Consider the following 21,067-nt stretch of genomic DNA (forward strand, 5'->3'; position numbering starts at 1 on the left):
GAGACCCACCCGTTAGTCAGGCAGCTCTCTCCTCTGGCATCGTCAAGCCATACTTACTCGGGCTTGCCACTTGAAGTTTCGGTATCGTCCTTCTTCTTTGTGCCTTTACTTTTATAAGGCTTCGGTGCACTTTTCGCCCGGTTAGCAGCGGCTTGCCAACGGTTCCAGCCTTTTTTACCCGTACCACGGCCGGTGCCGCCTTTTCCTTTTGCATTGCTCATGTTATCACTCCAATAATCCTGTATATGCTTAAAAATGACCGTCCTCGGTAACTTATTATGCAACCCAGCCCATCTAATTCACTTCCAGCATTTCTTATTATACCAAAAATCCACGTCTTTACGTCCATTTCCATAAATCATTGTATTGTTATTCTGTTATGAAAGCGGTATAGTGGACATAATTGAAAGAGGAAGCTGCGTCTTCTTCGGGATTGTTACTGGTAAGCAGGCGATACCCAAACCAAGGCTGTCTATTAAGCCTTAGTTTGGGTTTTTTGTTTTTATTACGACCAATTGAGGTGAAACACATATATGATCATCCGTCAGATTTTTAACAACAATGTCATCCGGGCTAAGAACCAGGTTGGTCACGAATTTGTTGTCATTGGCAACGGTCTTGGCTTCAAAAAGAAAAACGGACAGCCTGTGGATGAGGATAAAATCGAAAAAACCTTTGTGCTGAAATCGGATAAAATACCGCAAAAACTAATCGATCTGATTGGGGAAACGTCTGTTGAATATTTGAAGTTAGCAGACGAAATTGTGGGCCATGCCAAACAGGAAATGGGCGATATTTTTAGTGATAATATCTATATATCATTGATCGATCATATTCAGTTTGCCATTACCCGGTACCGTAAATCCGTCGGGCTGAAAAATTCCCTTTTGTGGCAGATCAAGAAGTTTTACAAGAAGGAGTTTGGGATTGGCATGAACGCGGTGGAGCTGATCCAGGAACAATTCGGCATCCAAATGGATGAACATGAGGCCAGCTTTATTGCGATGCATTTTGTAAACGCTCGTCAAGATGCTCAAGGCATGAAACAAACCGTTGAAATCACTGAAATTATTGATGATATCTTCAACATTGTGACCAACCATCACCACATCGCCTTGGATGAAAATTCATTTAATTATTCCCGGTTTATTACCCATCTTCAATATTTTGTGCAGAGAATGTTGAGTAATGAACAGGAGCAATTTGCTTCAGGAGATAACTTTCTGTATGAGCAAGTGAAAGACAAATACAGCAACGCTTTTGAGTGCACACAGCGGATCAATCAGTACCTTGAGGAAAGGTTTGAAAGTGCCCTGTCCATTGATGAAAAGGTGTACTTGACGATCCATATTCAACGTGTCACTTCCCGTAACGAGTTGCTGGACACGGAATAAAAAAAGCTTGCAAACGATTTCGGCGTCATATATAGTAGGTCTCACAACTTAACGACAAGGATTGTTACTGCTAAAGCAGGCGATACCTAAATGATTGGCAACAGGTCATCTTTCCGATGATCATAGCCATTCGTTTAGGTATTTTTTTGTTTTCAGGCAATCTTACCAACAAAGGAGAATGAACATGGATCATAAAAAAATGGGGGATGACATCGTTCGTCTCGTCGGCGGAGAAGCCAATATCAACGGTCTTGTCCACTGTGCGACCCGGCTGAGATTCGACCTGAAAGATTCGAAAAAGGCCGAACGCGAAACGCTTGAAAAACACGATGGCATTATTACCGTTGTCGAAAGCGGCGGCCAGTTCCAGGTGGTCATCGGTAGTAACGTGGCTCATGTATATGCGGAGATTATGAAAAACCGGGATTTCGGAGGAGATTCCTCCTCATCGGCTGAGTCCACAGGGGAAAAAACCTCGCTAATATCCAAAGTTTTTGAAATTATATCCGGAAGTTTCTCGCCGTTAATCCCGGCTATGGCAGGATCAGGTATGCTAAAAGCTTTGCTGACTGTCCTGACCATGCTCGGATGGATGTCGGATACAAGTGACACATACTTGATTTTATCCGCTGCCGGCAACGCTGTATTTTATTTCTTGCCCATCTTCCTTGGCATCACACTGGGTATGAAGCTGAAAGCCAATCCTTATGTAGCTGGCGTAATTGGTGCCGCTCTGATGGAACCGAGCTTCACCGGGCTGATGGATAAGGGCTCAGATGTATCGTTCCTGGGTATCCCGGTTGTCATGATGAATTATTCAGCCAGCGTATTCCCAATCTTCATATCGATCAGCATCTACGCTGTTCTCGATAAGTTACTCAAGAAAATCATTTTGAAAGACCTGCAATTGTTCCTTGTACCAATGATTGCTTTGATGATTATGGTTCCTCTGTCCGCAATGGCCTTTGGACCATTTGGCACCACGGTAGGTGACTGGATCTCCTCCGGCGTAACTTGGCTCATTGGTGTCAGCGGTATATTATCAGGGGTTGTACTGGGTGGATTCATGACCTTCATGGTTGTGTTCGGACTCCACTGGGGCTTTACTCCAATCACGATACAGAATATCGGGGTTGGCGGCGATCCAATTGAAGCCATGGCTGCTGCAGCTGTATTTGCACAAATCGGTGTAGCCTTCGGTATTTTCCTGAAAGCCAAAAAGAACAAAACCCTGCGTACTCTTGCTGGCTCAACCAGCCTTACAGGTTTACTTGCAGGAGTCACTGAACCAATTGTATATGGTCTGATCCTGCGTTATAAACGTGTGATTCCTATCGTGGTTATCGCAGGTGCGATCGGCGGTGCCATCAATGGTCACTTTGGTGTTAAAATGACTGCTTATGTGTTCCACAATATATTTGCCATTCCTGTCTATACACCAACGGTTGTCTACGTAATTGCGATTGCCTGCTCCTTTGCGGTAGCTGCGGTATTAACCGTGATGTTCGGTTATGAAAGCAAAACCAAAGATACAGTTTCCGAGACAAACGAATCTGTCTCCACATCGGCTGAAAGTACACCAGCAGAACTTCCTGTCGTACTTGAGACTAAAACAACGGAGATCAAGAAAGAACAAATTTATAGCCCACTCACAGGTACGGCCGTAGCACTAAGTACCATTAACGACCCCGCCTTTTCGACTGGTGCTATGGGCAAAGGTTTGGCGATTGTCCCTGAGATTGGAGAAGTTGTCGCTCCGGTAGATGGTGTTATCACTTCCCTCTTCCCGACAGGACATGCCATTGGATTAACCACAAACGCAGGAACGGAAATCCTGATTCATGTTGGCATCAACACAGTAGCGCTAAAGGGAAAACACTTCTCTCCTGTCGTTCAAGAAGGTGATATCGTAAGACAGGGCGATCTGTTGATCCAGTTTGACATCGATAAGATCAAGGAAGCCGGATACGAAACCGTAACACCTGTCATTGTCACTCTAACGCAACAAGAAGTGGATGTGTTCGAAACAACTCAGGCACAGGTACAGAAAAATGATGTCCTGCTGACTCTCGTAGTCTGACCCAACTTATATTATACGAATTCAATTTAGGAGGAACTAACTATGAAACATACTCAACTGAAACCATTTCCTAAAGATTTTTTCTGGGGAGGTTCAACCTCTGCCTATCAGATTGAGGGAGCCTGGAATGAAGATGGTAAAGGCCCTTCTGTCATCGACATGGGGAATCATGTGGAAGGCGTAACCGACTTCAAGGTAACCAGTGATCACTATCATATGTACAAAGAAGATGTGGCGTTGCTCGCCGAAATGGGCTTCAAAGCCTACCGTTTCTCCATCGCATGGACACGCATCTATCCGCAAGGAGCGGGTGAGGTGAATCCGAAGGGACTCGCCTTTTACGATTCTCTCATTAATGAGTTAATTAAATACGGTATTGAACCCATTGTGACGATGTATCACTTCGATCTTCCTTATGCGCTTGAAGAAAAAGGCGGCTGGTCTAACCGAGCAACGATTGATGCTTTTGAACAATATGCCAAGACCCTATATGAGAACTACGGAGATCGGGTTAAATATTGGCTGACCATCAACGAACAAAATATGCTAATCCTGCATCCTGGCTCTCTGGGTACACTGGATACAACACTAGTTGATCCGCAAAAAACACTATATCAGCAAAATCACCACATGCTGGTTGCTCAAGCTAAAGCTATGGTACTGTGTCATGAAATGCTGCCTGAAGCCAAGATTGGCCCAGCTCCTAATATCGGTGTAATTTACCCGGCGAGCTCCAAACCAGAAGACACACTCGCGGCTGATAACTATGCTGCCATTCGTAACTGGCTCTATCTCGATATGGCGGTATATGGACGTTATAATCATATTGCCTGGAGTTATCTCGAAGAGAAAGGATATACGCCTGTCATTGAAGACGGAGATATGGACATCCTGGCTCAAGGAAACCCTGACTTTATTGCGTTTAACTACTACACTTCCCAAACGGTTGGTGAAAGTCTAAACGATGGTAATGACTTCTCCCATACAGGAGACCAGCATGAAATCGTAGGTGAACCGGGCGCATATAGAGGATCTGTGAATCCCAATCTGCAAAAAACGGAGTTTGGCTGGGAAATTGATCCCGTGGGCTTCCGCTCTACCCTGCGCCAGATCTACTCTCGTTATCATCTGCCATTGATTGTAACGGAAAACGGTCTGGGTGCTTTTGATAAACTAGAGGAAGGCGACGTGGTTAACGATCCATATCGTATTGAATTCTTCAATAAACATATCGAACAGATTCAACTGGCGATTACAGACGGCGTGGATGTATTTGGCTTCTGCCCTTGGTCTGCGATTGACCTGGTCAGCACACATCAAGGGTCGAGCAAACGTTATGGATTCATCTATGTGGATCGTGAGGAATTCGATATTAAGGAATTGAGACGTATCCGCAAACAAAGTTTCCACTGGTATCAAAAACTGATTGAAACGAATGGAGAAATTCGTTAATACACGTACTATTAAAAAAGTCGACTGCACATGAAACATGTGTAGTCGACTTTTTTGGTGTTGATGCATTGATGTGGAAGCTTTCTTTTCCAATTATAAAATTACATTTCAGCCTTCGGTTGTTTTACCGCTTTGGCCCCTCTAATTACCCGTAGGGATAAAAGGAAACAGATCGCCAGAACGGCAGCTGCTGAAACATAAGGATAGTTAATATTCACATCGAACAATGCTCCAGCTACGATTGGACCTGCGATATTCCCCAAGCTGGTGTACGCCGAGTTCAGTCCGGCCACAAAGCCCTGTTGTTCTTGTGCCAGTTTGGACATCTGTGTACTGATCGCTGGACGTAAAATATCCATACCCAGAAAGACGATAAACGTTACGACAAGAATCATCCAGTACGTACTTACAAACAAGGTCAACAGTACAAATACGGCTACAAATAACAGACAGACTGAAATGACCATCTTTTCACCAAATCGATTGAGCAACCAACCGATCAGGGATACTTGCACAACCGCACCCGCGATGGAGCCAAATGTAATAATAAATGCAATGTCTTTGGTCGTGAAGCCAAACTTGTGATCCACAAATAGTGAAAATACCGTCTCATAGTTCGCCAGACCAAATGCCATAACAAACACAATAATCAAGCTGAAAAAGTACGGTTCACGGTACGAATTCAGCAATTGGGATACCATACCCGGAGCTTTGACCTTCGTTAAACCAGGGATAGGTTTACTTTGTTCTCCTGTACTTCGTGCAGATTCCGGCAGAATAATTAATGTAATGATGGATGCCAGCAAACCGGCAATCCCAGCGGCGTAGAACGGAATTCGAATGCCAAAGTCCGCAATGTATCCACCAATTCCCGGACCGATGATAAATCCGGTTGTAATGGCTGCATTAATCAAGCCCATACCTTTACCGCGTTCTTCCTCTGTTGTAATATCTGCGGTGTAAGCCATAACTGCCGGGAAGATCATCGCCGCACCAATACCACCAAGCATCCGCGCTGCGAAGAGCAAGACTGGTGCATTGACCGCACCAAACATAAACTCGGATACGGCAAAGATCAGCATGCCGCCAACGATAATTTTTTTACGTCCCCAAGTATCCGACCAACGACCCGCAAGCGGGGAGAACAGAAACTGGGTGAAGGAAAAAGCCGCTACCAGCAATCCAACCGTGAATCCGGTGATATGCAGTAGATCCATATACGCAGGCATGATCGGTACAACCAGACCAATACCCGTAAAAACGAGAAAAATATTAAACATTAACAGCAGCAGTGCGCCCCTGTTCCGTGTTAGTAATGCCATGATTCCATCCTCCGTAGTTGTCAAAATGTTGCTTAAGCTTTATCGTTTGCAATCCCGTGCAAGAATACACTAGCGGCCTGACGATATAGAGCGAGAGCCTGATCAGGCTCCATCCCCCGTGACATCTGACTAAGACCAATAATGGTACTCTCCAATATGAGCGCAAGATTATCTACATTGTCTGCTTTGAACTCACCGCTCTCAATGCCTTGCTCTATCATTTGTTTATTAAATTGAATATGCCGCTCAAACATTAAGGAGATCCGCTCCTCAATATCATTTTCTTTCTTTTCCCCTGTGAAGAACTCATCAGCTGCCTTCGTCAGCGGGTGATTCATATCGTCCAGAACTAATTGTTCCGCCAAACCATAAATTTTCTCCGTGGAGGTGTGATAGAGATGTTCTTTGGCCGCCCAGCTCTCTTCCCACTCCCGATCCCACTCATCGATTAGATAGAGGAACAGACCTTCCTTACTTTTAAAATGGTAATATATATTGCCTTTGCTGCTGCCCGTCGCAGCTACAATATCCTCAATGGACGTTGCTTTATAACCTTTTTGTACAAAAAGGGCTTTGGAAGCATCCGCAAGTTTCTTCTTGGTCTGCTCGGTTTGAAGTTGCTTTTTATTCATATTCATTCCATTTCACTCCGTCCCATGCATACTGAACATTCGTTCTGTATTTTAACAGATGCACCCAATATAAGCAATGAAAAAGGTACGAATGACAAAAAGAACCTTCCTATTAATCTAGGAAGGCTCTAGTTATTTTCATTTTATTACTCTGAAGGAAAAGCGCTGAGATCCATATAGGAAACTTCCCACAGGTGATCATCCAGATCCTGAAAACTCCATCCGTACATAAATCCGTGATCCTGTGGTTCGTTGGATGGCTTCCCTCCTGCATCGAGGGCAGCTTGTACAATCACATCCACCTGCTCACGGCTATCTACAGACAGGGCAACGATGACTTCGGTTGTATCGGCAGCATTGGAGATTTTTTTCGAAATGAAGGATTGGAAACGTTCCTCCACCAGAAGCATGGCGTAAATATTTTCCCCGATGATCATACAAGTAGCAGACTCGTCTGTAAAATTGGCGTCAAACTCAAATCCCACCTTGGTAAAAAACTCAACGGATTTCTTCAAATCTTGAACAGGTAAATTGACAAAAATCTGCTTAGCACGAATAGCCACCATCGATCACCTCGAACTCATAGAATAGATTCCACCTCAAAATAACACCTCGCGTATACGCTGTCAATTGAATATAATTAGTGATATTCCAACTTGTGAGGTGACATGGATGTTGCTCCGAATGGTTCGAAGTAATTAGTCGTCGGGCTGGGTCAAAACGCGTACCAGCTATCAAGGGATACGTCTGTCCAATTTGATCCTATTCGACCATATACACGAGAACGATTTGGCACAACTCTCTTGTCCTGTTCAAACAAACTCACATTGGAGGAAATATGAAAATGAAAAACAAAATAAATTATGCTGATTTTTATGAACGCGTAGGCCGGACGAATGGCTGGAACTTCAGCTCCATGAACCTTGTCTCGGAGAACATCGGATGGAACTTCTATGATGAAGTTGTTCGCCATACGCGAACGTCCGATCTGTTGCTGGATATTGGAACAGGTGGTGGAGAAGCTATTCTTTCCATTGCGGAAGATGCCTTATTACTGGTGGGAATTGATCTCGCTCAAGGAATGATTGAGACCGCACAGCATAATCTTCAGACTACGGGCGGTCATTCCAATGTACGCTTTCTTCATATGGACGCAGAAAAACTGGCTTTTCTCCTGATCAGTTCTTTAATGTAGTATCTTCCAGACACTCTGTATTCTCTGCTTCAGAAGTATTTAGGGTTCTTGCTCAGGGTGGGATATTTCTAACCCAGCAGGTCAGCGAACATGATAAATCCAACCTTTCAGAAGCTTTTGGCCGTGGACAGAGCCTTGGCATTCAACCTGGTACATTGATGGAACGATACAAGCATGAACTTCAAATAGCAGGTTTCCGTGACATTCAGACCCGTGAATATAATGTGGTGGAGCATTACGCTACACCCGAAGATTTGATGTTTCTCCTAACCCATGCACCCATCATTCCCGATTTCGGAAAGGTAGACACTGACTTCGAGCGTTTCCAGCAGTTTGTGAATGAACATCACGACGAGAAGGGCATTCATACCAACTCGGCACGCTTCATGATTACTGCTCGGAAATAAATGATCCCATATTGAATAAAATGAAACAATAAAGACCCGGTCACATGTGAGAACCAAAACATGGTGACCGGGTCTTTATATTATGCTTTCGAGGCTATATTAAATCGGATTTACTGCGTAATCTCCAACTTTTCCAAAAAAGGTTTTAATTTATCCACGACATAATGGCTTCCACCTCGGCCGTTCACCTCTTCAATTACAGCGGATAACAGGAAGGTCGGAGAATCGGTATCAAACACTACGAAAAATCCATTTTCCTGCCCCTTCTCTCCCTTTTTTGCTTTCAGCTCCGCAGTTCCCGTCTTGCCCGCGAGTCCTCCAGGAATTGAATTCAAGGTGTGGGCCGTACCTCCCTGCCGGGAAACAACTTCTCCCAAAGCATCCTTAACCGTATTTGCGGCTTCCGGAGTAATAATTACCTCAGGGTCAGTGCTTTCTTTTCCCTCGATCAGAACAGGTTTCACCAGTTTCCCTTCATTAATAAAAGGTGTAAATGACGACGCCAGATGAATTGGGGACATTAACATCTCCCCTTGCCCGTAGGACGTATCAGCGAGTAACACCTCAGACGACAGATCCAGATGTGCTTCATTGGCATATTGGCTTGACTTCAGATACAATTCATCCAGTCCAAAGTTATCGCCAAAACCAAATTTCTGGATCCCATCAATAAACTTGGCGCTGCCCATCTCGATCGCTTCCATGGCAAAGTAAATATTGTCCGAGTACACCAGAGCATCGACCATATTAACCGGGGATAAACTCTTCACACGCTTAACATAATAACCGCCCCAACTATCATCTTTACGCCATTGCAAGCCAGAGATATCATGGGTTTTGTCTGCTGTGGTCACCTTCTCCACCAGTCCCGCTGCGGCTGTAATCGCTTTGAAGGTTGATCCTGGTGCATACCGGGTAGTGACTCTGTTGATAAAAGGAAGCTTCTCATTCGCCGAATAAGCATCCCATTCTGCCTGAGTAAGTCCTGTAACCATCTTGTTCGGGTTATAGGAAGGCGCACTGACTAACGCCAGCAGGTTTCCGTCCGTCGGATCCATCAGAACCATTGCACCGGCATCTCCACCACTGGATAATGTCTGATACAATTTCTTTTGTTGTTTGGAGCTAATCGTCAGCTGAACATTCTGTCCATCTACAGCATCCTTACGAATAAGCTCAGAACGGGAGTTACCGGATTCATCTGTGATTTCAATCAGACCACCACGTTCACCACGCAGCTGCTTCTCCATGGACTGCTCCAAACCCGCTTTGCCAATCCAATCTTCTGCGCGATAATATCCTTCCGTATCCTTATCCAGATCTTCCTTAGTGGCTTTGCGCACGTATCCAATCAGGTGTGCAGCCGCATTGCCGAGTGGATAATAGCGGATTTCCTTGCTTTGCATCGTAACCCCGCTTAAAGATTCTGGTACGTCAAACTCCTCCGTTGAACCAATCGGGACAAAATACTCCGGCTTCACCCATGTCTGCGCAAGCGCCTTCTGAATGGCATCTTCCGAAACCTGATAATGGCTCGCGATTCGGGCAATCATCTGGTCCGGGTTATCACCAAGTTTCTCAGGTACAATGCCCCATTCATTCATCGTACCCTTGGTAGCGAGCGGCAAACCATCACGATCCACAATGTCTCCACGATCCGGGAACAGTGTCCTCACTCGTACCTTACTGCCCTTAACCATGTCATTCAGGATCAGTGAAGGCTGCCAGTTAATTTGCCAGTTTTTCCCGCCGTCCTCAAGCTCGTGCCGGACCAGTTTCAATGTATGCGTCTCACTGACTTCACCTAAAAAAGTTGTCAGTTGCAGGTTGTAATCCACCTCATACATATCCGGGTTTTGTTTCTCTGCATCGGTCTTACTGCCATCGGAAGTCGTTTCGGCAACATCCACAGGTTTAACCGCCACCTTGACGGTGGATACTTCCATACCCGAATAGATCGCATTGTATTTCTCAACAAATTGTTCCTTGTTCATGCCCGACTCTTGCAGCGAAGCAGGTGTCATCAAGGTGTACAACTGGTCAAATTCTTTTTTTTGCAGATGCTCTATGTATTGATTCACGGTAGTCTGGGGTTTGGCCTCTGCTTCTTTGTTATTCTGCATGTATAGATACATTCCGATTCCACCTGCAAACAAGATGGGCAGCAGTCCGTACATTAATTTACGTTTGGATTTCATGGTTACATCACCTCTAATATACACTATAGATTTCCAGAGCCATTTAAACAATGAAACAAATCTGACGAATTTATCATTAAAAATAGCCGAAAGCTCACATAATATGTTTAAATAAGGAGAGTGAGATTACATACTAAAGCTTTTTTGCTATGCAAAAGGCTGAAAAGGAGCCCGATGATGGAAATCAGCTATTTTTTACTCCCCAAAGCCGAAGTGGCCTATATCAAGTCTACCGCTTCCATGAAAGATGCTATTGAGCAATTGGAATCGCAACACTACACCGCCATTCCCGTGATTGACCAGGATGGAAAATATGTTGCTACCCTGTCCGAAGGCGATTTGTTATGGAAAATGCGAAATACACCCGGATTGACTTTTGATACGATGGATCAGGTTCAGGTCCATGAGATTAACAATCGGGTATATAATGAATGTGTATTCATTGAGGCTGAAATGGAGGATATGCTGACACTTGCAGCAGACCAAAATTTTGTGCCCGTGGTGGATGTCGATCGTGTCTTCCTCGGTATTATCCGTCGTAAGGATATTATTGAATACTATACGCGTAACATTTCGGATTAGATGAAGCCAAACATCCCGTAATAATCGAAAGGGTACTCCTGTGGTCATATTTTGGCCAAACCGGGGTGCCCTTTTTGTTTCATGGTCTGGTCGGAATCATTCTACTTGCGCTTAGCCCGCTCATCAATGTAATAACTCAACACGTCCCTCGGGCTTCCCTGAAATGCACGCTCTCTGCCGAACTCATACGCCTGATGCAAATACGAATACGCCTCGTCATGCTGTTCAAGTCTCATGCAGATCATGCCGAGATCGATCAACGGACTCGTACTTCTATCCGAACTCCGCGTACTTAACGATATCTCAGCCCACGGCTTCGCCAGTCCATACTGCTTCAGATCGATATGTGCATTCGCATGACAGGATGCAATCCAGCTTGCAATCTCCCATTCCATCTTCGGCTCGGGCAACATGCCCCATGCCTGATCATAATAGACAAGTGCTTGTTCATGCTGCTGCGTCTCATCCAGCACATTACCGGCTTCTACCGTTTCTACAATTTGTCGCTCCAGTTCGGCATGTTCCGGTGTCAGATCTTTCATTGCACCGTCTCCTCCTCCAGGACGAAATACCACTCCAGAAAAGCATTGAAATCAGCCCACTGCGGCTCACTCTCGCCATTAAGAAACCGTTCAATCGATTCACCCAGTTCCACCAGTACCACTTCTCCCGTCTGACGGTTGTAGAAAAATCCACCTTCACCTTCAAAACTGTCCAGTGGAATATACGCCTCGGGAAGTCCCAGTGTAAGCTGTGCTACATCCATGTCTTCCATATATACGGTGTTCTCCATAAACCAGCAGATCTGATACAACTCCTGATGCCTGCTGTAGAAAGTTGGTCCATCCTCTGCATGTAGATAAAATTGTGCAAAATCCGATTGAAGATCAATACCAAGCTTCCGCAATGCTTCTTCGTAGGCTGCTGGAACATCTTCATGCCACCAGCCTTGCTCCTGACAATGATCAATCACTTTATTGGATAACATCGCAGACCTCCTAATTCAATTTTGCTCACACAGATTTTACAGGTATCCAGACTTGGGGAGGTGTGCCATCACCTTTGTACACTTCAAGTTCTGGAATCCCTGCATGCTGATATGAAGTGGAAGGAAACCACTCTGTCATAATATAGTGCCACAACCGTTGTATCGCTTCCGGCTCTAGTTCATCAGCTTCAAATACGACCCAATGGGACGCAGGAAGTTCGATGGACACCAAACCTTCAGGCACATCACCTGAGTAAGAGGTAGCAATCCAATACTCCATTTGATTATCCTTCAGCTCTCTCTGATCTACACAGATGCCCACCAGACCGGGAATAGCTCCGTTATTGAACCCGTTTAAACGTTCCTCAATGCCGTCTGCCAAAGCATCCTGCCACATCTTAGGAATTTCTATTAAATTCTCACCATCCACACAAGAGAACGTTCGTTTGATGCCCACAAAGGTAAGAGACTGTTGTTCGATCACATGTTCATTCACATTCATTAGATGGACTCCTCTCCGAGAGCGATATGGGGCACGGTTCTCCATGACCCATTCATGAAAACATTGTCCCATACATGATATATACCTCCGATATGTCCTACAGTTACTGTATCAAAAGAGCAGAACGATTGGAAATAGCGCCGGTGCTCCTGTTCATATGAAAGTAGCAGGAACAGAAGTAGACGTGCGATTCATGACTTAAAAGAATATTTACCTACCATTCGTTCCTGCTCGATGTTGGGAGATAGACATACTGGGTTCTTCCCGCCCTTCATTTCCTTATTCTGGTGCAACTTTCTCCCTACTCGTTCGTCTAACTACTGACCAACAACTAAGGAGATGACTATGCGAATAACTTGCAGCCCCGGTTTCCCAGGAAGCATGATTGGATCGATTGATCTTCAGCCATTGAAGTATTACAGCGCACCATCCATGAACAGCAAGATCACAGATTATGTTGACCCCGAACTCATTACCATCCCCTATGTAGAAGATCCGGAATTCGGATTACACTTCGACGCCATGAAGGTTATGAACGGAACTTATAAAGATGAAATGCATGTGAGCTATGATGTAGAGTTTACGATTGATGTAGATAAACAAGGATATATTACGCAATTTGAACATACGTTCCAGCTAGAACGTTATCTGGATCTGGTTCGCACACAGTCCTATAAAGTAATCAAGACAAACTGGCGCGGACAAACATTTCACGTGATGACGTACAGTTACCTGGAGGAAGTCATTCATCCGAAAAATGTTCTTTTTAAATGTAACCTCGCAGAAGACGTTTTTGTGGTAGGTGAACTTGTCTCCAATCGCTCAGATGAAAGTGCAACTGAGCACGGTATCAGGGATCTGCATTTCCGTGCATTAATCTCGGCACGAGATGACTTGTACCCATTAGATTATATGTGTGAGCCTGATTTCGACCTGAGTCTCGACTAAAAAGTAGATACATATGTAGAAAGAGCATAAGCTGTCCCCAATCAGCGGGGTGGCCTGTGCTCTTTTTTTAACAAATGAACCACCGACCCCCTAACTTAAACACCTTCCTTCACACGCTTGGCCTTATGCTACTCATGCCTGGTCCTAAGCAAAATCAGCAGGGCGATCTTGTTCTTGATCCTACCTTGAATCGTCAAGCCCAGCATGGGGCTGTTGTGGTCTCCACGGGTGGATACCTGTCCCACTCTCCGAAACAGCCAGGAGATATGCCAAAAGGATTTCTTTGACATCGGTTCAAAGTCTGCCAGCAGCTCCAATCTGTATGTTACCAGCAGTGCCAACAATAACATCCTGACAAAAAGCATTCAGGCCTACATGAATGATTCAGATGCCTCCAATATTGATCGACTCGGTCATCGGCGCTGGATTTTGAGTCCACAACTGCAACGAATCGGATTTGGACTCGCCACTCGTAGTGAAGCAGGCAAGACATATGATCAGTACTATAGTGCCATGCAGGTATTTGATAAAAGCAGAACGGGGGGAACTTCGTTCAACTACAGCCTGTTCCCGAATCAGGGAGCTTTTCCAATCGAAGCCTTTGGCAGTACACAGGCCTGGTCTGTTCAACTGAATACAGATGTATTTGCGAAGCCATCACTGTCTGAGGTACAGGTCGAGATGACCAGGACTTCCGATCAACGTACATGGACCTTTAATGCCAAGAATCAGAACAGTGGCTTTCCAACCGGTTATTACAACGTGGACCCTGCGGATAAACAATGGTTTAATCAGGCCTATTTCAATGTAGAGACAGGTGGATATGGATATGGTTACGCCATCATATTCCGTCCCGACGATGTGCAATTGTTAAAAAACGGCGATACGTTCAACATTCGAATTACAGGTCTGCAAAAGAAAAACGGTACAGCAGCGGAAATCTCATACTCCACACGTTTCTTCCATGTGGACGGTGTTCAAGATACAACGCTTACCCGCATAACGCCAGGACAACCAAACCTGAAAGTCCGAGTAGGAGAACAGATTGATCTGCCTTCAATCACTGCCGTGAATGATAACGGAACATCCTATGTTCCACAGTCTAACGTTTCCTTCACCACGACGTCAGATCGCATCGCCATCAAGGATGGAAAAGTCATTGGACTTCAGAACGGTAAAGCTGAAATTCGGATTCGTTTTGAAGGGAAAGAAGCGTTTGTCTCTGTTACGGTAACGGGAATTCCCCAATTAACTGTGTCCATACACATTGGGCGAAAGATGCCATTCAATGGGCCGTTCAACAGGAGATGGTCAGTGGATACGAGGATGGAACGTTCAAACCCAACAATCAGGTGAGTGAAGCCGAATTCCTCTCCATGTTATTTAAGCTGTATGCGAATTCCCATGTCATTCAGAGCATCGATGCTGTAGAGGGACAAGCTATCAAAGGAGACATCTGGAGTGATCGTTATTATACCTATGCTTCCGCGTTGAATCTGAAACTGGATGCCAGCAAACAGAATCCGAAGCTGCGCAATCATGCCTTGAACCGAACAGAAGTAGCCGTAATCGTGGCGGGGCTTGGCGGTAAAAATTATACCCAGGATGAAGATGCCATCCGGTATCTGCTGAACATGGGATACTCTTCAGGCAAAACCGCAGCTACGGTGCAAGGTTATGCGGGACAAGAATCCTTGACCCGGGCAGAGGCCGTTGTTTTTCTCCAGAACCTGAAGGAAAAAGGCTTCGAACTTTGGAGCAGACCGAAGAATGCCACTGAAGCTACCGAGAATGAAAAGAACGGCGGACTACCGGATCAGACCATGAAAGCAGTATACTCCGCCGATCACACACTGGTCCTTCAAGGTACGTTCCCGGCGTATGCCAACCAGACGATGCCAATTAAAATTCATGGTCCTTCGCCTGCTGTAGAGCACATCCAGACGCAACAGGTTACAACAGATGCCTATGGCAATTTTAAACTAACGCTAAGTAACCTTGATGTAAAGGAACTTAACCTCTATGTGGACGTGCGCGAAGATTATTCCTACTGGATCAGTGTAGAAGCAGGGCGTACTGCAATAAGTGATTATACCGAGTAACATGTAAAAACCAGCTTAGGAATTCTACATTGAATTCCCAGCTGGTTTGTTTGTTATGAGGACTGATTCTGGTATGAGACATGACATACGTTCCAATGTTCAGTGTTCAATTATTGGTGGATATAACTTTTTAAGTGTAGACTTTAAATCGGATGACCGAATTGCTCTGCCTTTTCTGTCATTATCCTCGCTAACCTCGCTCTTAGTCCGCTCATCCACTCCGGCTCATGTGACCACTGCTCTGCAACAGATCGAAGCATACGCACATAGCCGTACAAGTTGGCAAAACGGCGACAAGCGGGGAACATACTCTCCAGATCATAACGTTCTCCCGCCTTGGACCAATACCCGTTCAGGAACAATTGTTTCTTCTGCTCCCATTGTTCAGGCTCGATCTCCTCACGTAAACTATCCAGACTCTGTTCCACGTCCATTGCGTACCAGTGATACATCGAGTCATCAAAATCAATGGCATAACAAGACTGGCTACCTTCGTCATAGAAGACATTGTCCAGTTCAAAATCGTAGTGGATGAGACCGAAATTTTGCTGGGTTATCGGCCAAGTCGCAAAATACGTTTGAAGAAACTCCACCTCATTCAAAGCAGCCGTTTCACCAGGAAAACCCTTCAGGATCTCCTGCATCCAATCCAAAACATCCGTATAGGTCCAACGTTTCTCCTTCTGCTCAGGCATGAATGCGCGTGATAGATGATGCAGCTCACCCAATGCCTGACCATAGCTGTACAGGATGGAGTCATTTAAATTGATGCTTCCTAACTGCGATCCGGGGACTCGCTTGAATACGGAAGCATAGTACGTTCCCCATGGGGTGTAAGCCTCTACGAGTTCTGTCCCTGAATGAGAAGGTACAGCCTCCATGGCTCCATACTGATTCGTTCGAAGATAACGTAGGAAATCCAATTCCGCGCTAAGGTTGATTTGATTTTTTTCCTCTACCGGGGCAAAACGAAGTAATCTCACTTCTCCCTGATCTCTGAACGGATACATGGCATTGGAGGATATACGATAATACTGAAACATATCCAGCGACTCAGGATCATAACTCCAATTATTTAAAATCATCTCGGCAAGATCATTATGTTGAAATAAATATTTTAATTTTAACATGGGCATTTCTCCTTTTTGATCGTTTTATGGGCATTGCTTGTAGCCATTGAATACCTATTTTTGCGCGCAAAAAGCCGCAGGCTATGCCTGCGGCTTTTAAAAATTCTGAGTGTATGAGAATTTGCACAAGCAAATAATCCTCGCATACGCCAGAAAAATTGAGCAGTTATATCCCTATATATCGGCAGATCTCAGATCGACTGAGAAACTGGATGTGTCCCACGCTGCATTTGAATGATCTGCCGGAATTATTCAGTTTATGCTTACCTTCATTGTAGTAGTGATAGAACATACCATCTTAGACCGTCGTTTCATGACGCTCACTCCCTTCAAAAAAACCAGTTGTTACCATAATAGCCGATAAGCCAAATGTAAGCAATTACAAAATGACGATAATCTCATCATTTTTTACTGGACAACCATCACACGTTCCACCGTCTCGGTGTTGTCCTTATACCACACCATCACGATGTTTTCTTTTTGAAGATCAGACACTTGAATGGACCAATTCGCACGTGGGCTGGAATTGCCCGAACCCGGCGTTCCCATGCCTTCAGTGATAGCAACATCATCACCTATATTCAATTTCATCTCCATTCCGGTATCCTTCCACTCCATGCTTGGAGATGAGGTATCTTGCACCTCAAGTAACGCCAGCGTAACTGTGTTTCCATTCACGGAGATGACTCTACCAGTAATGTCGGCATTCATCATCCCCTGCGTCATGCCAGGACTGCCTGTTCGATCATTCATGCCCGCGGTGCCTCTTCCACCTCTCGGTGTTCCTCCATTCATGCCCAGTCCGCCACCATTCGGCATACCGCCACCGTTCATGCCTTGTGCAGAACCGGTCTTGGTAATATTCTGGGCGGTTATCACATCACAGGCCGTAAGCATAACCGAGCACACTAGCAAAAGGAGTATTGTAACCGATGTAAAATATTTATTTTTTCGCATATGATCACCTTTTTCTCAGGGAATATCTCTCCAAGGTACCTTTACGATGGAATATGAAGTCATACGTATCTTTGAAACCCATATAGGACAGCACAACCAACAACGGATATACAGGGTAGATGTATCTGGACTTAATCTCCCACAGAATATAAAATCCGATAAATCCAAGAATGACCAGGATTAAGGAAACTTCATCATATCGTTTACGACGAAGTCCACCGACCAACCGGATGAAAATAAAACAGTACATCAAGAAATTCATCACATATACAATCCAGAGCAAACCTGTCCGATAAGCCGAATCCCCTTGCAACACTTCTGTTATCACATTGGTATAACTGTAGGAGCCTGCGATTCCGCCTCCCCTTCCTCTTCCGGCACCCAAGGAACTTTCATTGCCGATTCCGTATCGGTCCATCTGGTATGTCCCTTCGGTCCAGGTCCATATGATCTTTTGTAATACATCTGCACCAAGTCACTCGCACTTGCTTCAGACAGCTTGTTTCCAATCTCTTGTTTGAACAACTCTGCGCTCTCAGCCTTACTGTAGTTGGCCTGCCGCTGATAGATCTGATAACTCTCCATATTGTCCCAGAAACCAAAACGCTCCAGATTAATCCCCATATCCAGCCACATATAGACCGGTTCAGCATTCTCTCCGACGGGTTCGCTCACAGCACCAGAGGATTGAAGAACCGCATTCTGAGTCCAGGTTGGCACATTAAACAACATAGCCAGCACAGCGATGGAAATGATGACTTTCTTCATTCCGATGCTCCGCATATTCAGCAGGATATATATGATGGCAGCGATTAGCACGATCACGCCGATGCTTCGGAAGTAATTGCCCATCGCGAGAAAAACGGCGGCAATGACGATTGTTTTCCAAGACTTTTCATGCACAAAACGAATGATAAAGTATAAACAAGATGTCAGAAATGCTGTGGCAATTACATCATTATAGATCAGGTTGTTCAGGAACAAGGAAGGCAGGTACGTTGCTGCAAAGACCAACACACCGTAATCACGTTCCGTGGATCTATCATTCACTTGTTTATAAATAAGATAAATCATGAACGTCGTTAATGTTGAAAACAAAATATTAAATAGTTTGATGACCAGATAGTTATCCGGGAACAGGTACAGCAGCGTTTTCAGGTACAACACGATCGAATAGTTAAACGGGAACATGTGCAGATAACCACCCGTTTCAAACGACGAGTAGTCCTTATCGTACAGCATGTTCATGGCGAGTGAGAGTACGGTCTGTGAATCATCGGTGGGCACTCTCGGAAATACAAAAATGATGATGATCTGAATGACGAGAGAACATAACAGCACAATCGGAATGACAACCTTTGGGCTGTATTTGTTCAGTTTCAGACACAGAGCATATAACCCGACACCTGAACCAAGTAGCAAAAGAATGACCGGGAGAAATATACTCCACTGCTGCATGCCCAAAATGGGATTGTCCCCATACAAGGCGTAGTTGTACTGTGCCCGAACCAATAAGGACGAAGCAATAAACACCGCAACAAACACGAGCAAAATGAGATAAAACGACTTATGCAGCACCTTAGACATGCAAAAACTCCTTTTCGATTACAGGATTCCGTGAGTATTATAATGGCTCTGGCTGAAAAATCGCTGAAAGGGAGTAACGCTTGCGATCGGTGCGGATCAGTATGTGTATACAAACAGAAAAAGACCGTCCCTTCGATAAGGTAACGATCTATATGTCCAATTTTTTAAAAGTATAGGGCCTTAGCTAATTGTTGAAGATCACTTCTCGTCCTTAATAAACTCAATGATATCCTGGATCTCACAATCCAAAGCCTCACATATTCGATTCAGCGTATTGAACTTCACACCATCGGTTTCTTCATTATACAATTTGGCAATCCCATTTCTATGTAATCCGGTTAGTCGGGATAAATCAGCAATATTAATTCTTTTCTCACCCATAATACGAGATAAATGAACCTTGATCATACGAATTCCCCTCCAAACTAAAATGCACACTGTGATGTTGACAAGGAATGCCTTATTCTGTCCAATACACACAAATAGACCGCTCCCCTCGCAAAAGGATGCGGTCTATTGTTGGATCATCTTTCTAAGCGGAGCCCACCGCCCTTAAAAGTGGCTATTGCTCTGAGGATACGATACATTTCTTTATACATGTTTCATGTATATGATTGGCTCATGTTGCTGTTCAAAATCAGCGATATCCGCTTCAATCTTGCCCAACTGAGCTGTGAGATCCGTTTTTACCATTTACTACTTCTTCTGCTTCTTCTCCCGAGCTTTTTCTACATTTTCTTTCACCCGAAACTCCACAATCCGGCGGATCAGATCCTCCGGCAATGGCTGATCCAGCGGAAACTGGACAGACCCCTTCCCCCCTTTATACTTGGAGAGTTCCTCCTGGAAAGCTTGAATTCCCCTGGGAGCAGGGTAAAACCCAATATGATGCTGGTAAGCGGCAAAATGAACCAAATTCCCATGCTGTGCATACGTAGGCATCTGGTAACTGATCTTCTCTTCGGCGTTCGGAGCCGCTTCACGAATAATCTGTCTTATTGCCTGTAATCTCACCTGTACATCAGGTGCAAACTCCGAGATATATTCATCTACCAGCACCGAATAATGGTTACTCTCAGCCATCTTGGACTCCTTCCACCACGGATACATCAATGGATTCGTGGTACGGGCATATTTGCTTATATTGTACTTCAAATGGACAAGCGGAACAGCTATTTTCCTGCAACTTGGAATGTTAAATTTGATTTTTAAGTGAACTAAGCCTTATAATACGTTTAAACAATTAAACATTATAACGGAGTGAGCCATGAACGAATCGATGGGTAACCAAAAAGTTATTGATATTTTCGAGAATCTAAGTCCTTATCTTCAAGGTTTGGGAGATCCCGTTCGCCAGCGAATCATATCGCTGCTCATTGATCAAGAGAGCATGAACGTATCGCAGATTGCAGAGCATGTCCCCATGTCACGCCCTACGGTCTCTCATCACTTGAAAATATTGCGTCAATCCGGGCTGTTATCGGTTCAGAAAAAAGGTACGGAGATGTATTACAAGCTGGAGTTCAACGATGCGATCGAATTAATCAAACAGCTCGTTCATCTCGTGGAAGTGGAATGTCAGAGCTAGCGC

The 21,067-nt window shown here is 44.7% G+C and carries 22 protein-coding genes and 1 pseudogene; 9 read left to right on the top strand and 14 right to left on the bottom strand.

The genetic code is table 11. The features are described 5' to 3' along the window. Positions 1-53: 53 nt before the first annotated feature. Positions 54-221 (bottom strand): DUF3934 family protein, encoded by a 168-nt coding sequence (locus ACDJ59_RS21675; protein WP_074093608.1) that lies wholly within the window; start codon positions 219-221, stop codon positions 54-56. A gap of 312 nt (positions 222-533) precedes the next feature. On the opposite strand from ACDJ59_RS21675, the gene licT reads away from it, so the two are divergent. The 3 genes from licT to ACDJ59_RS21690 all read left to right on the top strand — a co-directional run bounded on the left by licT (position 534) and on the right by ACDJ59_RS21690 (position 4,926). Further along, positions 534-1,394, top strand: coding sequence for a BglG family transcription antiterminator LicT (gene licT / locus ACDJ59_RS21680; RefSeq protein ID WP_413405679.1), 861 nt, complete (start codon positions 534-536; stop codon positions 1,392-1,394). Between the two features lie 184 nt (positions 1,395-1,578). Next, positions 1,579-3,474, top strand: a complete 1,896-nt coding sequence (locus tag ACDJ59_RS21685; protein ID WP_413405681.1) for a beta-glucoside-specific PTS transporter subunit IIABC — start codon at positions 1,579-1,581, stop codon at positions 3,472-3,474. 42 nt (positions 3,475-3,516) lie between these two features. Next, positions 3,517-4,926: a glycoside hydrolase family 1 protein gene (locus ACDJ59_RS21690; protein WP_074093605.1), complete on the top strand. Its 1,410-nt coding sequence runs from the start codon at positions 3,517-3,519 to the stop codon at positions 4,924-4,926. Positions 4,927-5,027: 101 nt separating this feature from the next. Here the strand turns inward: ACDJ59_RS21690 and ACDJ59_RS21695 are convergent, their stop codons facing one another. The 3 genes from ACDJ59_RS21695 to ACDJ59_RS21705 all read right to left on the bottom strand — a co-directional run bounded on the left by ACDJ59_RS21695 (position 5,028) and on the right by ACDJ59_RS21705 (position 7,443). Beyond that, positions 5,028-6,248 carry an MFS transporter gene (locus ACDJ59_RS21695; protein ID WP_413405684.1) on the bottom strand — a complete coding sequence of 407 codons (1,221 nt, stop codon included), beginning with the start codon at positions 6,246-6,248 and terminating at the stop codon, positions 5,028-5,030. Between the two features lie 32 nt (positions 6,249-6,280). Next, positions 6,281-6,880 (bottom strand): TetR/AcrR family transcriptional regulator, encoded by a 600-nt coding sequence (locus ACDJ59_RS21700; RefSeq protein ID WP_413409885.1) that lies wholly within the window; start codon positions 6,878-6,880, stop codon positions 6,281-6,283. 146 nt (positions 6,881-7,026) lie between these two features. Next, positions 7,027-7,443 carry a VOC family protein gene (locus ACDJ59_RS21705; RefSeq protein ID WP_047840603.1) on the bottom strand — a complete coding sequence of 139 codons (417 nt, stop codon included), beginning with the start codon at positions 7,441-7,443 and terminating at the stop codon, positions 7,027-7,029. A 281-nt stretch (positions 7,444-7,724) separates the two neighbouring features. Between ACDJ59_RS21705 and ACDJ59_RS21710 the strand changes: the two are divergent. Beyond that, a pseudogene (locus ACDJ59_RS21710) lies at positions 7,725-8,482 on the top strand (class I SAM-dependent methyltransferase). A gap of 110 nt (positions 8,483-8,592) precedes the next feature. Here ACDJ59_RS21710 and ACDJ59_RS21715 read toward each other — a convergent pair. Beyond that, positions 8,593-10,680 (bottom strand): penicillin-binding transpeptidase domain-containing protein, encoded by a 2,088-nt coding sequence (locus ACDJ59_RS21715; RefSeq protein WP_413405686.1) that lies wholly within the window; start codon positions 10,678-10,680, stop codon positions 8,593-8,595. A 177-nt stretch (positions 10,681-10,857) separates the two neighbouring features. Here ACDJ59_RS21715 and ACDJ59_RS21720 point away from each other — a divergent pair, with 177 nt between their 5' ends. Then, positions 10,858-11,262, top strand: coding sequence for a CBS domain-containing protein (locus ACDJ59_RS21720; protein ID WP_047840578.1), 405 nt, complete (start codon positions 10,858-10,860; stop codon positions 11,260-11,262). 101 nt (positions 11,263-11,363) lie between these two features. Here ACDJ59_RS21720 and ACDJ59_RS21725 read toward each other — a convergent pair whose 3' ends face one another. The 3 genes from ACDJ59_RS21725 to ACDJ59_RS21735 are packed head-to-tail and all read right to left on the bottom strand — an operon-like array spanning position 11,364 to position 12,752. Next, positions 11,364-11,804 carry a hypothetical protein gene (locus tag ACDJ59_RS21725; protein WP_413405688.1) on the bottom strand — a complete coding sequence of 147 codons (441 nt, stop codon included), beginning with the start codon at positions 11,802-11,804 and terminating at the stop codon, positions 11,364-11,366. Then, positions 11,801-12,250, bottom strand: coding sequence for an SMI1/KNR4 family protein (locus ACDJ59_RS21730; RefSeq protein WP_036605971.1), 450 nt, complete (start codon positions 12,248-12,250; stop codon positions 11,801-11,803). The genes ACDJ59_RS21725 and ACDJ59_RS21730 overlap by 4 nt, the downstream gene beginning before the upstream one ends. Positions 12,251-12,275: 25 nt before the next feature. Beyond that, positions 12,276-12,752, bottom strand: coding sequence for a GyrI-like domain-containing protein (locus tag ACDJ59_RS21735; RefSeq protein ID WP_413405691.1), 477 nt, complete (start codon positions 12,750-12,752; stop codon positions 12,276-12,278). Between the two features lie 345 nt (positions 12,753-13,097). On the opposite strand from ACDJ59_RS21735, the gene ACDJ59_RS21740 reads away from it, so the two are divergent. From ACDJ59_RS21740 to ACDJ59_RS21750, 3 genes are all read left to right on the top strand, one after another. Next, complete coding sequence (locus tag ACDJ59_RS21740; protein WP_413405694.1) at positions 13,098-13,700, top strand: hypothetical protein; 603 nt, start codon at positions 13,098-13,100, stop codon at positions 13,698-13,700. A gap of 204 nt (positions 13,701-13,904) precedes the next feature. Next, the gene (locus ACDJ59_RS21745; RefSeq protein WP_413405696.1) at positions 13,905-15,056 is read left to right on the top strand and encodes a CAP domain-containing protein; all 1,152 of its coding nucleotides are present in this window, start codon (positions 13,905-13,907) and stop codon (positions 15,054-15,056) included. Further along, positions 15,008-15,802, top strand: a complete 795-nt coding sequence (locus ACDJ59_RS21750; RefSeq protein WP_413405698.1) for an S-layer homology domain-containing protein — start codon at positions 15,008-15,010, stop codon at positions 15,800-15,802. The genes ACDJ59_RS21745 and ACDJ59_RS21750 overlap by 49 nt, the downstream gene beginning before the upstream one ends. 143 nt (positions 15,803-15,945) lie before the next feature. Here the strand turns inward: ACDJ59_RS21750 and ACDJ59_RS21755 are convergent, their stop codons facing one another. From ACDJ59_RS21755 to ACDJ59_RS21780, 6 genes are all read right to left on the bottom strand, one after another. Beyond that, positions 15,946-16,932, bottom strand: coding sequence for a phosphotransferase enzyme family protein (locus ACDJ59_RS21755; RefSeq protein ID WP_413405700.1), 987 nt, complete (start codon positions 16,930-16,932; stop codon positions 15,946-15,948). Between the two features lie 408 nt (positions 16,933-17,340). After that, positions 17,341-17,889 (bottom strand): hypothetical protein, encoded by a 549-nt coding sequence (locus ACDJ59_RS21760; RefSeq protein ID WP_413405702.1) that lies wholly within the window; start codon positions 17,887-17,889, stop codon positions 17,341-17,343. A gap of 4 nt (positions 17,890-17,893) precedes the next feature. Next, positions 17,894-18,217 carry a hypothetical protein gene (locus ACDJ59_RS21765; protein WP_413405704.1) on the bottom strand — a complete coding sequence of 108 codons (324 nt, stop codon included), beginning with the start codon at positions 18,215-18,217 and terminating at the stop codon, positions 17,894-17,896. Beyond that, positions 18,214-19,476 carry a glycosyltransferase family 39 protein gene (locus ACDJ59_RS21770; protein WP_413405706.1) on the bottom strand — a complete coding sequence of 421 codons (1,263 nt, stop codon included), beginning with the start codon at positions 19,474-19,476 and terminating at the stop codon, positions 18,214-18,216. Before ACDJ59_RS21770 ends, ACDJ59_RS21765 begins: the two co-directional genes overlap by 4 nt. A 198-nt stretch (positions 19,477-19,674) precedes the next feature. After that, entirely contained in the window at positions 19,675-19,884 is a 210-nt protein-coding gene (locus ACDJ59_RS21775; RefSeq protein ID WP_413405708.1) for a helix-turn-helix domain-containing protein, read from the bottom strand. A gap of 288 nt (positions 19,885-20,172) precedes the next feature. Next, positions 20,173-20,559 carry an iron chaperone gene (locus ACDJ59_RS21780; RefSeq protein WP_413405710.1) on the bottom strand — a complete coding sequence of 129 codons (387 nt, stop codon included), beginning with the start codon at positions 20,557-20,559 and terminating at the stop codon, positions 20,173-20,175. 184 nt (positions 20,560-20,743) lie between these two features. Between ACDJ59_RS21780 and ACDJ59_RS21785 the strand changes: the two genes are divergently transcribed. Beyond that, positions 20,744-21,064, top strand: a complete 321-nt coding sequence (locus ACDJ59_RS21785; protein WP_036605985.1) for an ArsR/SmtB family transcription factor — start codon at positions 20,744-20,746, stop codon at positions 21,062-21,064. Positions 21,065-21,067 lie beyond the last annotated feature (3 nt).

Origin of the sequence: Paenibacillus amylolyticus (assembly GCF_047302515.1) — a bacterium.
Lineage (GTDB): Bacteria > Bacillota > Bacilli > Paenibacillales > Paenibacillaceae > Paenibacillus > Paenibacillus amylolyticus_G.

Coding starts and splice junctions, on each gene's coding strand:
- ACDJ59_RS21720 (WP_047840578.1), top strand. CDS start 10,858: ATGGAAATCAGCTATTTTTTACTCCCCAAAGCCGAAGTGGCCTATATC.
- ACDJ59_RS21675 (WP_074093608.1), bottom strand. CDS start 221: ATGAGCAATGCAAAAGGAAAAGGCGGCACCGGCCGTGGTACGGGTAAA.
- ACDJ59_RS21715 (WP_413405686.1), bottom strand. CDS start 10,680: ATGAAATCCAAACGTAAATTAATGTACGGACTGCTGCCCATCTTGTTT.
- ACDJ59_RS21740 (WP_413405694.1), top strand. CDS start 13,098: ATGCGAATAACTTGCAGCCCCGGTTTCCCAGGAAGCATGATTGGATCG.
- ACDJ59_RS21745 (WP_413405696.1), top strand. CDS start 13,905: ATGGGGCTGTTGTGGTCTCCACGGGTGGATACCTGTCCCACTCTCCGA.
- ACDJ59_RS21725 (WP_413405688.1), bottom strand. CDS start 11,804: ATGAAAGATCTGACACCGGAACATGCCGAACTGGAGCGACAAATTGTA.
- ACDJ59_RS21755 (WP_413405700.1), bottom strand. CDS start 16,932: ATGTTAAAATTAAAATATTTATTTCAACATAATGATCTTGCCGAGATG.
- licT (WP_413405679.1), top strand. CDS start 534: ATGATCATCCGTCAGATTTTTAACAACAATGTCATCCGGGCTAAGAAC.
- ACDJ59_RS21775 (WP_413405708.1), bottom strand. CDS start 19,884: ATGATCAAGGTTCATTTATCTCGTATTATGGGTGAGAAAAGAATTAAT.
- ACDJ59_RS21780 (WP_413405710.1), bottom strand. CDS start 20,559: ATGGCTGAGAGTAACCATTATTCGGTGCTGGTAGATGAATATATCTCG.
- ACDJ59_RS21685 (WP_413405681.1), top strand. CDS start 1,579: ATGGATCATAAAAAAATGGGGGATGACATCGTTCGTCTCGTCGGCGGA.
- ACDJ59_RS21785 (WP_036605985.1), top strand. CDS start 20,744: ATGAACGAATCGATGGGTAACCAAAAAGTTATTGATATTTTCGAGAAT.
- ACDJ59_RS21700 (WP_413409885.1), bottom strand. CDS start 6,880: ATGAATAAAAAGCAACTTCAAACCGAGCAGACCAAGAAGAAACTTGCG.
- ACDJ59_RS21735 (WP_413405691.1), bottom strand. CDS start 12,752: ATGAATGTGAATGAACATGTGATCGAACAACAGTCTCTTACCTTTGTG.
- ACDJ59_RS21695 (WP_413405684.1), bottom strand. CDS start 6,248: ATGGCATTACTAACACGGAACAGGGGCGCACTGCTGCTGTTAATGTTT.
- ACDJ59_RS21730 (WP_036605971.1), bottom strand. CDS start 12,250: ATGTTATCCAATAAAGTGATTGATCATTGTCAGGAGCAAGGCTGGTGG.
- ACDJ59_RS21760 (WP_413405702.1), bottom strand. CDS start 17,889: ATGCGAAAAAATAAATATTTTACATCGGTTACAATACTCCTTTTGCTA.
- ACDJ59_RS21690 (WP_074093605.1), top strand. CDS start 3,517: ATGAAACATACTCAACTGAAACCATTTCCTAAAGATTTTTTCTGGGGA.
- ACDJ59_RS21770 (WP_413405706.1), bottom strand. CDS start 19,476: ATGTCTAAGGTGCTGCATAAGTCGTTTTATCTCATTTTGCTCGTGTTT.
- ACDJ59_RS21750 (WP_413405698.1), top strand. CDS start 15,008: ATGGTCAGTGGATACGAGGATGGAACGTTCAAACCCAACAATCAGGTG.